This is a genomic window from Micromonospora lupini, assembly GCF_026342015.1.
Taxonomy (GTDB): Bacteria; Actinomycetota; Actinomycetes; order Mycobacteriales; family Micromonosporaceae; genus Micromonospora; species Micromonospora lupini_B.
On sequence record NZ_JAPENL010000001.1, the window covers coordinates 390,403 to 404,319 of the forward strand.

The window sequence follows — 13,917 nt, forward strand, 5'->3', positions numbered from 1 at the left end:
AGCGATGGACATCACGCCGGCTCGGCGGGGCCTGCCGCTCGGGGGCCGGCCGGCGGCGGGTCGGCGTCGTGCTCCAGGCGGTCGTCCGCGGCGGCCAGCGCCCGGTCGTCGTCGACCTCCTCGGCCACCGTCGCCGCGTCCGCCCAGAGCCGCCGCGCCTCGGCCCCGTCGCCGAGCGCGGCGGCGGCGTCGCCCAGGTACAGCAGTGTGCGGCCCAGCCCCGCAGTGGGCCGGGTCTCGGCCCGCAGCCGCCGGCTCTCGGCCAGCAGCTCGTACGCCGCCCGCGCCTGCCCCGGCGTGCTGGTCAGCAGCGTCGCGCCGGCGTTGAGCAGCGCGGCGGCGCGGCTGGTCGGGTCGTTCACCGACTCGTACTCGCGCAGGGCGGCCCGCCACGCCTGCGCCGCGTCCAGGTGCTCGCCGAGGGTCGCGTGCACGAGCACCAGGTTGGTAAGCGCCGCCGCGTAGCCGCGCGCGTCACCTACCGAGCGGAACGTGTTCGCCGCCCGCACCAGGTGGTGGTGGGCGGTGTCCAGCTCGCCCCGGGCCAGTTGCGCCGCGCCCAGGCCCAGGTCGGTGAGGGCGTGCCCGGACCGGTCCGCGGACGAGCGGTGCCGGCGGGACAGCTCCAGATGCTCCACCGCGTCGTCGAGCTGCCCGAGGTCGAGCAGGGCCAGGCCGAGGTTCATCCGCGCCTGGGCGGTGCCGCGTCGCCCGCGTTCGGCCACCGCGAGGGTGAGCGCCGCCGCCGCGCCCTGCGGGTCGTGCCGACGCCGGCGCAGCACACCCAGCTCGTTGTGCGCCCACCCGGCGATCTCCGGCCGGTCGTCGGCGGTCGGGGTGGCCAGGACCGTGCGGCAGACCTGCTCCCACTCGTCGAGCCGCTCGACGTGCGCGAGCCACCCGCACAGCGCCACGGCCAACCGGAACCACCACCGGCGGACCCGCCGGGGCAGCGTCTCGGCCGCGCCGGCCGGCACCCGGACCACCGCCAGCAGCAACTCCTGGTGCAGGTCGAACCAGCCGTACGGGTCGTCGTCGAGCGGCAGTGACCATTCCCGGTCCGGTGGGGAGCCGAGCACGGCCAGGTTGGCCGCGTGTCGTTCGGCCCGGCGGGCCAGGTGCCGGGTCAGCCGGGCCTGCGCGGCGACCCGGGAGCGGGCCGGCTCGGCGTCGCGCAGGTGCAGCCGGGCGTTCGCGGCGAGCAGCGGACGGACCTCGTACCTGTCGCCCGGCGCCCCGATGACGAACGCGGCGGCGGCCAACTGGTCGAGGAGCGCTGTCACCCGCTCGGGGTGGCGGCGAGCCAGCGCGGCGATTGTCGGCCGGTCCACCGGGGCGGGCGCCAGCGACATCAGTCGGTACAACCGGCGGGCCTCGCGGGTCAACGCCCGATAGGCGGTGTCCCGTTCGGTGACGAGCTGGGCCGCCGGCGAGACGGCGACGCGCTGGTGCGGCGGGGTACGCACCGCACGGCGCAGCGCGTCCAGCACGTCGGAGTGCCGCCAGCCGTGCTGGGCGGTGCGGTAGCCGAGCGCCCGCACGGTGCGGGGCTGTCGCCCGCACAGGTCGACGATCTCGCGTACCGCCGGGTCGGTGCGCGGGTCCGCGCGGCGGATCCGGGCGGCCGGCGCGGCCCCACCGGCCGCCGCGAACAGCTCGACCGCCTCGTCCGGGCCGGGCTCGGCGAGCCAGTGCTCCACGACCCCGTTGAGACCGCTGAGCGCGGGGCCGCCGGCCAGCAGCAGTCGGCAGGTGCGGGCGGTCGGCGGCAGCAGCGCGCGGACCTGCTCGGGACGGTCGACGTTGTCCAGCACCAGCAGGATCTTGCGACCGTCGAGCTTGCGGCGCAGCGCGGCGGCTGCGGCCGCGAGGGCGTCCGGGCGGCCCGACGTCGGCGGCGCGGTGCCCAGGACGCCCGCCAGCGCGGTGAGCACCTGCCGCGCGGAGCGGGGACGACCGCCGCGGCGCAGGTCGAAGTGGTATTGCCCGTCCGGGAAGTCGTCCCGGAGCAGGTTCGCCGCCTGGACGGCGCAGGCGGACGTGCCCACCGCCCGCCGGCCCAGCACCGCCACGGCGTGCTCGCGGGCGAGCAGGTCGAGCACCGCCTGGACGTGCTCGTCCCGGCCGGCGAACCCGGCGGTGTACGGCAGGGTGGGCACGTCGGTCGGCGGTGCGGTGACGACGTCGGTGGGCTCCGGGGCGGTCTCCCGGACGGCACGACGTCGGCGCAGCTCGAACACCACGAAACCCAGGCCGCCGAGGACCGCCACCACGATGCTCGCCGGGCCGAGCACGCTTGCCGCGAACTCGGACAGCAGGTTGCTGGCCAGGTTGCCGAACACCCCGCTGAGCAGGGTGCCGATCGTCACGAGCACCGGCCAGCGCGGCAGCCGGCCGTTACCGGTGGGGCCCGTCACCGGACACCCCCGGAGACCAGCCCGGCGACGAGCTGCCGTCGGGCGAGCACCATCAGCAGCACCGGGAGCACCGAGGCGAGCACCGAGCTGGCGGCCAGGACCCCGCTGTTGGACACGAAGCCGCGGCCCTCGGCGGCCAGGAACGGCCCGATCGGGGTGGCCTCCGGCCCGCTGAACACCAGGCCCACCGCCAGGTCGTTCCAGACCTGGACGAACTCCAGCACGGAGACGGCGATCACGGCCGGCAGGTTGTGCCGGGCCAGCCGGTGCAGGGTGCCCCACCAGCGCCGCCCGCCCAGTCGGGCGCCCCGCACCTGCTCGGCAGGCAGGTCGGCGAACGCGTTGCGCAGCACCAGCACCGCGAACGGCACCCCCAGCGCCACGTGCACCAGGGCCAGCCCGCGGGAGGTGCCGGAGGAGAGCACCACGCCGAGCACCTCGTTGACCGGCCCGGCGATCACCTGCACCGGGACGACGGTGGCGGCCATCAGCAGCAGCCCGGTCGCCTGCGCGGCCGGCCCGGTAAGCCACGCCAGCGGGTACGCGGCCAGCAGCGCGACCACGAGCACCGTGGCGGTGACGACTGTCGCCAGCAGCAGCGTGAAGCCCAGCGCCCGCCACAGCTCGTCACCGCCGAGCAGCGCCGCGTAGGAGCCCGTACCGGGCGGGGCCGACCACCAGCCGCGCGCGGCGGCGTCCACCTGCCCGTGCGCGGAGGTCGCCACGAGCACCACCAGCGGGATCAGCCAGACCACCGCGCCGCCCGCGGCGAGCAGCCGGAACAGTCGTCGCGGCGGCGTCGTCGGTGCGGGCCCGGGTGTCGCCTCGACGCGGGGCGGCGGCCACGCCTGGCGGACGAAGAATGCCGCCACCAGCATCCCGGCGACCACCGCCACCAGCCAGACGACGCCGAGCGCGGCGCCCTGCCCGGTGGTGGTGCCGCCCGAGGTCTGCCAGACCCGCAGCGCGAGCACCGCCGCGTCGTCGCGGACCGACCCGGGCGTCATGACGAGGATCAGGTCGAAGGTCCGGCTGGTGCCGAGCGCCACCAGCGCGAACACCACCGCGACGGTCCGCAGCAGCAGCGGACGCCACTGCGCGTCCCACAGCACGTGTCGTCGTCCGCCGCCGTAGGCGCGGACCGCGTCGGCCAGGCTCGGCGGCAGCCGGTCCAGTGCGGCCCGGAAGACCAGCACGGCCAGACCCACCCACGCCCAGACGAACGCCGACATCAGCGCCACCGTGACCAGGCCCGGCCCGAGCAGTTGCGGCGCGTCGTCGGCCGAGCGGCCGGTCAGCCGCGTGGCGAGCAGGGTGGCCAGGCCCCGGGTCGGGTCGGGGTCGTACATGAGGCGAAAGGTCACCCCGGTGACGACAAGGGGCAACGCCACAGGCACCAGCAGGATCAGGCGGACCAGCCCACCCTCCTCGGAGCGGCGGGACGCCACGGCGAACAGGTAGCCCAGCGCCGTCACCACCGCCGGCACCAGGACCGCCCACAGCACTGTCCGGCCGACCACCGCGCCGGTGCCGGGCGCGGCGAGCGCGGCGCGGAAGTGCTCCGCGCCGACCCAGCGACCGTCGGTGGTGACGCTGGCGTGCAGCGTGCGCAGCACCGGCCACAGCACCAGCGCGCCGAGCAGCAGCACGGCCGGCAGCAGCAGCGCGGAGGTCGCGCCGGCCGCCGGGTAGGCCCGACCGCGCCGTGGCGGGCCTACGTCGTCGAGCACCGCCAGCTCACCGAGCACCTTGACCTGGCTCATCGGCCACCGCCCGCGTCGCGGGCCGCCGCCGCGAGCTGCCCGGTGGCCCGGCGAACCGCCGCACCGGCGGACACACCGTCGGTGACGTCGGAGAAGAAGTCCTGCATGATCCGCCAGATGCCGACCCCGTCGGAGCCGGTGAACGCCCCGGGCAGTTGGTCGGAGAGGTCGAAGTGCAGGGTGTCGGGGCCGCGCATCTCGCGGGCCAGTTGGCGACGGACCGGGTCGGCGTAGTCGGTGAGCGCGATTGTGGTGTTCGGCGACAGGTAGCCGCCGGCGCGCAGCCAGGGCCGGAACGAGTCGGCCCTGGTCAGCCACTCGACCAGCTCCACCCCACCCCGGGCGTCGGCGAACACCACCGCCACGTCCCCGCCCACGATCAGCGCGCCGGCACCGGTGCCGGCGCTCGGGAACCGGAAGGTGACCGGCTCCTCCGGGCCGCTCCGGAACCGGCCGACCACCTCGGCGGTGAAGTCGGCCTCGAAGACCATCACCGCCCGTCGGGAGCGCACCACCTGGATCACCGACTCCTCGTACTGGGTGAGCAGGGCACGCCGGCCGCCGCCGGGGAAGGCGCCGTCGACGCTCCACAGCTCGGCGAGCCGGTCCAGGGTGTCGCGCACCGGCCGGCCCTGCCAGTCGGCGTCCGGCCCGGCGAGGGCGTCGTAGGCGCTCGGCGCGAGGTCGGCAAGCACGTTCTCGAACCAGTCGGTGAGCACCCACCCGTCGGCCGCGCCGATCGCCAGCGGCGCCGGGCCGTCGCCGCGTCGGGCGAGCGCGCCGAGGCGGCGGGTCAACGAGACCAGCTCGTCCCAGCTGGTCGGCTGCTCGGGCAGCATCGAGGGCAGGTGCCAGACCAGTGACTTGTGCGCGGCCTTCACCCAGACGCCGTAGCGCTGACCGCCGGTCAGCAGCAGGTCGCTGAGCCCGATGGGCACCGCGTACTCCGTCGAGGGGCGCACCGGGCGCAGCCAACCCCGCGCGGCGTACTCCGTCACCAGGCCGGGACGCGACAGGATCGCCACGTCCGGCGAGGTGCCCGCGAGGTGTCGGGCGCGCAGGAACGCGTCGATGTCGTTGCCGGCGCTGACCACGCGTACCGGGTCGGGATAGGTGGCCACGACCTCGCGGAAGCGGTCCAGCTCGCTGCCGCTCCACACCACCGCCACCTGCACCGAGCGGCCGCCGCCGGCACACCCGGCCGCGGTCGCCGTCGCGCCGGCCGCGGCGGCGCGCAGCAGCGTACGCCGGGTGACCCGGCCTGCGGGCGTCACCGCAGCGCCTCGTCGGGCTCGGTGACCAGCTCGTGGTGGCGGGGGATCTCGGCGAGCGTGGCCGGGTCGGCGGTGCAGACGAGCACGGCCACCCCGGGCGCGTCCGGCGGCGCGAGTCGGGGCAGCAGGTCACCGAGGCGACTGCCGCCGGACGGGTCGACGGGCAGGTCGACCACGAGCACCTCGGGCAGGCAGACCGCCGCCCGGGCCAGCGCCACCCGGAACCGTTGGGCGTCGGAGAGCAGGTGTGGCAGTAGGGCCAGCGTCGGGGCCAGCTCCAGCCGGTCCACCACTGTCGCCGTCCAGTCGTCGGCCACCTCGTGCACCCGTTCGCGTTTGCGCTGGCCGTACTCGATGTTGCGGCGCACGGTGAGCTGCGGCAGCAGCGCGCCGCCGGCGGGCACGTAGCCGATCTGCCGGCGCGGCGGGGCGAGGGCCGTCACGTCCCGGTCACCCACCATGATCCGCCCGGTGACCGGTGCGGCGAGCCCGGCGAGGACCCGCGCCACGGCCGTGCCGACCCGGGGCGGCGCGACCAGGGCGACAGTCGCGCCGGACGGGACGTCGAGGGTCACCGGCCCGGTGCCGGGGACGGCGACCAGTGCGCGTAGTCGTAACGTGGCCCTCACCTCCGGTGACCGCTGGTGCCCGCCCCAGAGTGGCACACCCTGCCGACAGTCGATGTCCCGCGATCTTCCACTGTGGAAGCGGCGGTGGCTACCGCGTCGGCGGGCCGGAGGGGGCGTGCGGCGTCTGCTGGTCGCCGGTGGCGTAGAGGGCTGCCAGTCCGGCGGCGGTGGCGGCCAGCCGGTCGCGGAGCGCCACAGGGGTCAACACCTCCACGTCGGCGCCCAGGCGTAGCAGGTCGCCGTGGGCGTGGGTGAGCGACTCGATCGGCAGGACCGCCGTCACCCAGCCGCGCGCGTCGGGCGGCCCGGCGCTGGCGTCCACCGCGGACACCACCGGGTCGCTGCCGATCTCCCGCAGCCGCTCCCGGCCGGCGGGGGACAGCCGTACGGTGGCCTCGTCGCGGTGCAGCCGGGCCCGGAACCGCACCACGTGCTCCCGCCACCAGGTCGGCAGGTCGAAGTCGGCCGGTCGGTCGAACTCCTGCGCCAGCGGGGTCAGCGCGAGGATCTGGTTGACCCGGTAGGTCGCCGGCTCGACTCGGCCCGGTCGGGTGGCCACCACGTACCACCGGCCGCCCTTGAGCACCAGGCCGTACGGCTCCAGCACCCGTGTCACCTCGCCGCGCCAGCCGCGGTAGCGCACCTCGACGCGCTGCTGCCGCCAGACGGCCTCCGCCGTGCGGGCCAGCTCGGGGGAGGCGTCGCCGTCGGCGTACCAACCGGGTGTGTCCAGGTGGAAGCGTTGCGACAGCTGGGTCGCCCGGTCGCGCAGCGGCTCGGGGAGCGCGGCGTGCAGCTTGCGTCGCAGCGCGGCCACCACGTCGCCGTCGCCCAGCTCGTCGGCGGGGCCGGGCAGCCCGGCCAGGAAGAGTCGGTCGGCCTCGTCGGCGGTCAGGCCGGTCAGCCGGGTCCGCCAGCCGTCGACGAGCTGGTAGCCGCCGGCGTGCCCGGCCTCCCCGTAGAGCGGGATGCCGGCGGCGTGCAGCGACTCCACGTCCCGGTAGATGGTGCGCGGCGAGACCGACAGCCGGTCGGCGAGTTGCGCGGCGGTCAGCCGGCCGTGCGACTGGAGCAGCAGCAGGACGGAGAGAAGTCGACTGGCCCGCACTTCACTGACACTAGCTGTCAGGGGACCGGTTCTACCGTCCCGGCATGGCTTTTCGCGACAAGGATCTCCGAACGCCCGGACCGATCACGGTGGACGGTTGGCAGCTCAAGCGTTACCACATCGACCAGCCGGAGCGGCCCATCGAACCGGAGGTAGAGAAGGCTGCCTACGAGGTGCTGCCGGCGCTGCTGGCCCGCGCGGTGAGTGACGGCACCCCGGCCACCGGATGGGTGGTGCTGCACCGGGGCGCGGACACCGGCGCCTACCTCTTGGCGTACACCTGGGTGTGGGACAACGCGCTGCAGGTGCACATCGCGGTGGCCGGGCAGCCGGTGCTGGACTGCCCGGACGACGACCCGAGCAACTTCGTCGAGCTGGGGCGGCGCGAGGTCGGCTGCGTGTGGGAGCTGGCGGTGCTGGAGCACGAACGGGCCGCCTGGGTCCGGCACATGCTGACGCCGGAGGCTGCCGACCTGACCGGTTATCTGGACGACACGCGAGCGGAAGGGCCGGTGGGCCGCTGATGGGCGACTTCGACTTCTACGTGGGCACCTGGAACGTGGTCAACCGACGGCTGCGCGAGCGGCTGACCGGCTGCGACGAGTGGGACGAGTTCCCCGGCGTGTCGGTCGCGCACAGCTTCTTCGGCGGCGGCGGCAACTTCGACGAGATCACCTTTCCGACCAAGGGTTTCTCCGGGGCAACGATCAGGATCTTCGACCCGGTGAGCGAGCAGTGGTCGATCTACTGGATGAACAGCGGTCGCGGCGAGGTGGAGCAGCCGCCGATGGTGGGCCGTTTCGTCGACGGGGTGGGCCGCTTCTACGCCGACGACAGGCACGAGGGGCGTCCGGTGCGGTGCCGGTTCATCTGGTCGGGGATCACCGCGACCACGGCCCGCTGGGAGCAGGCGTTCTCGGTCGACGGCGAACGCACCTGGGAGACGAACTGGATCATGGAATCGACGCGAGCGTCCACCGACTAGCCTGCGGGGCATGTGGAGATGGCGGCGGATCAGCCCCTGGGGCGCGGCGCAGGCGCTCACCGGATTCATGGCGCTGGTCGGGTCGACGATGGCCGTCGCCGTGGTGGTCGCTGCCAGCCGCGGACTCGCCGAGGGCAGGATCGACGCACTGGCGGCCCTCGGTCTGACCGGCGCGTTGCTGTTCCTCGGGCTGTGGCTGACCTTCGTCCTCCGGATGTACCTGGCCGGAATCTACGTCAACGACCGGGGCGTACGGCTGCGGCACGTGTTCCGCACGCGGACGTTCTCGTGGTCGGAGGTGACCGGGTTCGAGGCGCGGCCCGCGCTGCTCCTCGGCGGACCGACCGTGCGGGACGCCTGCTGGGTGCGCACGACCGACGGGGCGTTCGAGTCGGCGGTGCAGCGGCGTTCCCGCACGGGAGGCTGGCGCAAGAACAACGGCCCGGTGCTCTCCGCCGACGACTTCGACCGGATGCTCGCCCGGCTCGACGCCGAGCGGGCCTCCCACCAATACGGTCAGCTCGGCGGCCCGGCGGTGGTCTCGCGCTAGGTGCCGGGCTTCCGGGGCGGTGTTAGTGTCCGTCCACCGCCCCGGACGGGAGAAACGCGATGCCCTCCGACCACGTCGACGTGCTCATCATCGGCGCCGGCCTGTCCGGCATCGGCGCCGCCTGTCACCTGCGCCGCGACTGCCCCGACAAGACGTACGCGGTGCTTGAGGCGCGCGACGCCGTCGGCGGCACCTGGGACCTGTTCCGCTACCCGGGCGTCCGGTCCGACTCGGACATGTTCACCCTCGGCTACTCGTTCAGGCCGTGGACCGACGCCACCGCCATCGCCGACGGCGCGGCGATCCGCACCTACGTGCGGGAGACCGCCCGGGAGTACGACGTGCAGCGGCACATCCGCTTCTCCCACCGGGTGACGCGCGCCGAGTGGGACAGCGGCACCGCCCGCTGGACCGTGCACGCCCGGCGCACCGACACGCCCGCGAGCGACACCGCCGAAACCGTGGTGCTGACCTGCTCGTTCCTGTTCGCCTGCACCGGCTACTACCGCTACGACGAGGGCTACACGCCGACGCTGCCCGGCGTCGACGCGTACGCCGGGCGGCTGGTGCACCCGCAGCACTGGCCCGACGACCTCGACCACGCCGGCAGGCGGGTGGTGGTGATCGGCAGCGGCGCCACCGCAGTGACCCTGGTGCCGGCCCTGGCGCAGCGGGCCGCGCACGTGACGATGCTGCAACGCTCACCCACGTACGTCATCGCCCTGCCCTCGCGCGACCGGCTGGCCGGCGCGCTGCGGCGCTGGCTTCCGGCGAACGCCGCGTATCCCGTGGTGCGGTGGAAGAACGTGCTGCTCTCCACTGTCAACTTCCAGCTCAGCCGGCGCGCTCCCGGCCTGGTCAGGCGGCTGCTGCGGCGGGGCGCGAAGCGTCGGCTGCCGGTGGGCTACGAGGTGGACCGGCACTTCTCGCCCCGCTACGACCCCTGGGACCAGCGGCTCTGCGTGGTGCCCGACGGCGACCTGTTCACCGCCGTGCAGGAGGGCCGGGCCTCGGTGGTGACCGACACCATCGACACGTTCACCGCGCACGGCGTCCGGCTCGCCTCCGGCGAGGAGCTGGCCGCCGACGTCGTGGTCACCGCGACCGGGCTCAACCTGCTCGCCCTCGGTGGCCTGACGCTGCGCGTGGACGGCGTCGACGTCGACCTGCCCGGCACCGTGGCCTACAAGGGCATGATGCTGTCCGGTGTGCCGAACTTCGCGCTGACCATCGGCTACACCAACGCGTCGTGGACCCTCAAGGCCGACCTGGTCGCCGGCTACGTCTGCCGGCTGCTGCGCCACCTGGACCGCACCCGCCAGCAGGTCGTCACCCCGCTGCCGCCGCCCGACGCGCGGCGGGTGCCGCTCATCGACCTGCGCTCGGGCTACGTGCTGCGCAGCGTCGACGCGTTGCCCCGACAGGGGGCGCGGGCGCCCTGGCGGCTGCACCAGAACTACGCCCGGGACGTGCTGCTGATGCGGCACGGCCAGCTCGCCGACGAGGGTGTGCGGTTTTCCCACGCCACCCGGGAGAGGAGCACCGATCATGCGCAGGTTTGAGTTCGCCGGAGCGACGGCCGTGGTGACCGGCGCGGCAAGTGGCATCGGCGCGGCGTTGGCGCACGGCCTGGCCCGCCGGGGCAGTGACCTGGTCCTGCTGGACCGCGACGCCGAACGTCTGGACGGCGTCGCCGCCGCGATCCGCGCCGAGCACCCGGACCGGCAGGTGCACACGTACCTGGTGGACCTCGCCGACGCGGCGGCCACCGCACGGGTCGCGGTGGAGATCGGCGAGCGGCATCCGCGCGTCCGGCTGCTGGTGAACAACGCCGGCGTCGGCCTCGGCGGCCGGTTCGACCAGGTCACGTTCGACGAGTTCAGCTGGGTGATCGACATCAACTTCCGGGCCGTGGCGCAGCTGACCCACGCGCTGCTGCCCGCCCTGAAGGCCGAGCCGGGCGCGCACCTGGTAAACGTCTCCAGCCTGTTCGGGCTGATCGCGCCGGCAGGGCAGACCGCCTACGCGGCGAGCAAGTTCGCCGTTCGGGGCCTGACCGAGGCGCTGCGCCACGAACTCGTCGACGACGGCATCGGCGTGACGTCTGTGCACCCCGGCGGGATCCGCACCCGGATCACCGAGAACGCCCGGGTCGGCAGTGGCGTGTCGATCGCGGAGTACACCGCCGGCCGGGCCCAGTTCGAGAAGCTGCTCACCATCGCGCCGGAGCGTGCCGCCGAGGTGATCCTTCAAGGCGTCGAGCGGCGTCGGGGCCGGGTGCTGATCGGCTGGTCGGCGAAGCTGCCCGACCTGCTGGCCCGGATCATGCCGGCCTCGTACAACAGGCTGCTTGTCGTCGGCCTCAACCGGGGCGTCGCCCGGCCCGCGCAGCCGACCCCGGCACCCGCCCACGACCCCGCCTGATCACGGCGCGGTGCTGCCCCGCTTCTCCTCCTGCGCCAGCACCGCCTCGCGGTGCTCCGGCTCGTCGCGGCGGACCAGCTCCGCGGCGAGCCGCGGGTCGGCCACCAGCCGCTCCCGGTTGCGGTGCAGGAAACTCTCGAAACCCCCGGTGTACGGGCAGGCCAGCTCGCCGAGCGCCCGCTCCGGCGTGTAGCGGCAGCCGCCGCAGTAGTCGCTGATCTCGTCGATGTCGGTGCCGTCCACCGCGTACGGGCGGGTGTCCACCCTGGCCAGGTCGGCGTACTGGCTCATGCCGATGACAGTCGCGTTCATCACCCAGTCGGTGCCGTCGACGAAGCAGCGCTTGAACCAGTCCGCCACCTCGACGGGACGCCAGCCGCGCTGCAACGCGTAGTTGCCCAGCACCAGCAGCCGGGGGCTGTGGTGTGTCCACGCCCGGTCCCGGACGGCGGCGAGCACGTCGGCCAGGCAGCGCGCCTCCACCGCGTCGGCGTCCAGCTCGGCGAACCACTGCGGCATCGGCTCTGTCGCGGCCAACCAGTTCGCGCCCCGGAACTGTGGCTCGTAATACCAGTACAAGTGCCAGAGGAACTCCCGCCAACCGAGCAGCCCCCGGATGAACGGCTCCACCGCCGTGCGGGGAGCGGCGCCGGACCGCCACGCCTGCTCGGCGGCGCGTACGGCCGGCTCGGGGTGCAGCAACCCCAGGTTGAACGACGACGACAGCGCCGAGTGCGCGAACAGCGGGTCGTCGGCGCTCATCACGTCGGCGTAGCGGCCGTACCCGGGCAGCCGGTGCGTCAGGAAGTGCGCCAGCCGGGCCTGCGCCTCGGCGTGCGTGGCAGGGTACTGCCGGGGGCCGTCGCGGCCGACGAACCGCACCCCGTCGGCCTCCCACCGGTCCAGATCGTGGCGGACCTGCGCGTCGATGTCGTCCTCGACGATCGGCGGTGGGGGCGGCGGCGTCGCCGGCACGGCCGGGGCCTCCGCGCGGGGCCGACGCGGCGACGGGGCTCCGCCGGTGCCCCGGGCCGGCCCGCTCAGCACGTCGTGCCAGCGACGGGCCTGCCGGTAGAAGTCGGCCATCCGCAGCGGCCCCCGACGGGTGCGGTCCGCCCAGGCCACGAAGTCGGCCTGGCTGGTGACGAAGCCGCGCGGCGGCAGCACAGTCAACCCGGGCACCGAGCGGGCGAAACCCAGCGCGGCCCGGGAGTGCGGGTGGCACACCTCCACCGGCTCGGGAACCTGCGCGAGGGCCTCGCGGAACGTGCCGGTACGCAGCAGCAGCGCCCGGTCGCCCAACTCGGCGGCGCGGTGGCGCACGGCCGAGAGGATCAGGTGCGCCTTCTGCCGGTGCATCGGCCGACGGCGAAACAGCTCCCGGACCTCTACCAGCAGGGCCGGTTGATCGGGGTCGTCGAGGAAATGTGGCCCGAGTTGATCGGCCAGCAACCATCGGCGGCGAAGCATGCCGCAATTCTGCCCACTTCCGGGCCGTATCGCGCGCCGGCAGGCCGGTTGGTCGATGCCTGATCCAGATCGGGGTCAGGTGGTGGGTGTCGCGGACGCCCCGGCGTCGCGTCCGCGCAGCAGCACCGTCAGCGTCACGAGGGCGACAAGCACCAGCGCGAGCACCTGCACCGGGGCCGGACCCAGCGGCACGAGCAGCGCCAGTCCGGCGACGACCGGGTACGCGACGACCACCGCGCCGTGCTGTCGGCGGCGGACGAGCAACACCCAGACCGTCAGCAGGTAGACTGCGATCGGCACGGCCACCGCGTAGGCGGCTGTCGTCGCGGAGATGTGCGCGAGGTGCCGCTCGTGGTCCACCGCCACGGGCAGGCCGGCTCCGACCGCGGCGATCGCCCCGAAGATCAGGTAGTGGCCGTAGCCCCAGATGAGCGAGTACGGCAACCGGTCCGGCGCCTCGACCGGACGGTCGAAGTAGAGCCACCACAGCGCGAACACGATGATCGCGCCGGCCGCCGCGAGCGCCCAGAGGCCGCTGTCGCCCGCGTCGAGCCCGGTCTGGATCGCCACCGAGATCGCCAGCACCGCCTCGCCGAGCACGATCAGCGTGAACAGCCCGTACCGCTCGCCGATGTGCCCGGGGTGCCACGGCGTCATCCCGGGACGCTCGGCCACCGCCGGCACCAGCAGATCGGCGAGCGCCAGCAGCACGAACGTCGCGACGCCCCAGCCGTCGGGCAGCGCCAGCCGCAGCAGCCAGCCGAGCTGCACCACCGTCACGCCGACCGCGTAGCGGTGTGCCGCCGCGCGGTGCGCCGGATCGCCTGCGGCTGCCCGGATCCACTGCGCGACGGCGGCCAGTCGCATCACTACGTACCCGTAGGTGATGACTCTGAAGTCGCCGTCGGTGAAGGCGCGCGGCACACCGGCCGCCAGGATCAACGCCCCGGTGATCTGCACAAGCGTGGTGATCCGGTAGACGTCGTCGTCGGTGTCGTACGCCGAGGCGAACCAGGTGAAGTTCATCCACGACCACCAGATCGCGAAGAACACCATCAGGTAGCTGGGCAGCGCGTGGGCGAGGTGGCCCTCGGCCACGTCGTGGTGCAGGCTGGACGCCGCCTGCGCCACGGCCACCACGAAACACAGGTCGAAGAAGAGCTCCAGCGGGGTGGCCGCGCGGTGCGGCTCGTCGCGACGGCGGGGCCGCATCGGCCGGTAGAACGGCCGCACCGAACGAGTGTGGGTCACCGCAGCTCCTCAGGCCGACCGCCGGGTCGCCCACACGATAACGGGC

12 protein-coding genes are annotated in these 13,917 nt (G+C 74.3%); 5 read left to right on the plus strand and 7 right to left on the minus strand.

The window, feature by feature from the left end; all coding sequences use genetic code 11:
• Positions 1-11 precede the first annotated feature (11 nt).
• The 5 genes from OOJ91_RS01735 to OOJ91_RS01755 form a co-directional block, all read right to left on the minus strand.
• On the minus strand, positions 12-2,417 hold the full coding sequence (locus OOJ91_RS01735; RefSeq protein WP_266241656.1) for a tetratricopeptide repeat protein: 2,406 nt from the start codon (positions 2,415-2,417) through the stop codon (positions 12-14).
• Positions 2,414-4,180, minus strand: a complete 1,767-nt coding sequence (locus OOJ91_RS01740) for an ABC transporter permease subunit (RefSeq protein WP_266241657.1) — start codon at positions 4,178-4,180, stop codon at positions 2,414-2,416. The genes OOJ91_RS01735 and OOJ91_RS01740 overlap by 4 nt, the downstream gene beginning before the upstream one ends.
• Positions 4,177-5,454, minus strand: coding sequence for an extracellular solute-binding protein (locus OOJ91_RS01745; protein WP_266241659.1), 1,278 nt, complete (start codon positions 5,452-5,454; stop codon positions 4,177-4,179). The genes OOJ91_RS01740 and OOJ91_RS01745 overlap by 4 nt, the downstream gene beginning before the upstream one ends.
• Positions 5,451-6,083, minus strand: coding sequence for an ATP-binding cassette domain-containing protein (locus tag OOJ91_RS01750; protein ID WP_266241660.1), 633 nt, complete (start codon positions 6,081-6,083; stop codon positions 5,451-5,453). Before OOJ91_RS01750 ends, OOJ91_RS01745 begins: the two co-directional genes overlap by 4 nt.
• Before the next feature lie 88 nt (positions 6,084-6,171).
• Positions 6,172-7,191 (minus strand): helix-turn-helix transcriptional regulator, encoded by a 1,020-nt coding sequence (locus OOJ91_RS01755; protein ID WP_266241662.1) that lies wholly within the window; start codon positions 7,189-7,191, stop codon positions 6,172-6,174.
• Positions 7,192-7,235: 44 nt separating this feature from the next.
• Here OOJ91_RS01755 and OOJ91_RS01760 point away from each other — a divergent pair, with 44 nt between their 5' ends.
• Genes OOJ91_RS01760 through OOJ91_RS01780 form a run of 5 tightly spaced genes read left to right on the plus strand, consistent with a single transcriptional unit; the run spans position 7,236 to position 11,150 of the window.
• Entirely contained in the window at positions 7,236-7,715 is a 480-nt protein-coding gene (locus OOJ91_RS01760) for a hypothetical protein (RefSeq protein ID WP_266241663.1), read from the plus strand.
• Complete coding sequence (locus tag OOJ91_RS01765; protein ID WP_266241664.1) at positions 7,715-8,176, plus strand: hypothetical protein; 462 nt, start codon at positions 7,715-7,717, stop codon at positions 8,174-8,176. Before OOJ91_RS01760 ends, OOJ91_RS01765 begins: the two co-directional genes overlap by 1 nt.
• 10 nt (positions 8,177-8,186) lie before the next feature.
• Positions 8,187-8,726 (plus strand): PH domain-containing protein, encoded by a 540-nt coding sequence (locus tag OOJ91_RS01770; RefSeq protein WP_266241665.1) that lies wholly within the window; start codon positions 8,187-8,189, stop codon positions 8,724-8,726.
• Positions 8,727-8,785: 59 nt separating this feature from the next.
• A complete protein-coding gene (locus tag OOJ91_RS01775) occupies positions 8,786-10,288 on the plus strand; it encodes a flavin-containing monooxygenase (RefSeq protein WP_266241666.1) in 1,503 nt (500 codons plus the stop codon).
• Positions 10,275-11,150, plus strand: a complete 876-nt coding sequence (locus OOJ91_RS01780) for an SDR family NAD(P)-dependent oxidoreductase (protein WP_266241667.1) — start codon at positions 10,275-10,277, stop codon at positions 11,148-11,150. The genes OOJ91_RS01775 and OOJ91_RS01780 overlap by 14 nt, the downstream gene beginning before the upstream one ends.
• Here OOJ91_RS01780 and OOJ91_RS01785 read toward each other — a convergent pair whose 3' ends face one another.
• The gene (locus tag OOJ91_RS01785; protein WP_266241668.1) at positions 11,151-12,620 is read right to left on the minus strand and encodes a cryptochrome/photolyase family protein; all 1,470 of its coding nucleotides are present in this window, start codon (positions 12,618-12,620) and stop codon (positions 11,151-11,153) included.
• A 75-nt stretch (positions 12,621-12,695) separates the two neighbouring features.
• Positions 12,696-13,871, minus strand: coding sequence for a low temperature requirement protein A (locus OOJ91_RS01790; protein WP_266241669.1), 1,176 nt, complete (start codon positions 13,869-13,871; stop codon positions 12,696-12,698).
• Between the last annotated feature and the right edge of the window lie 46 nt (positions 13,872-13,917).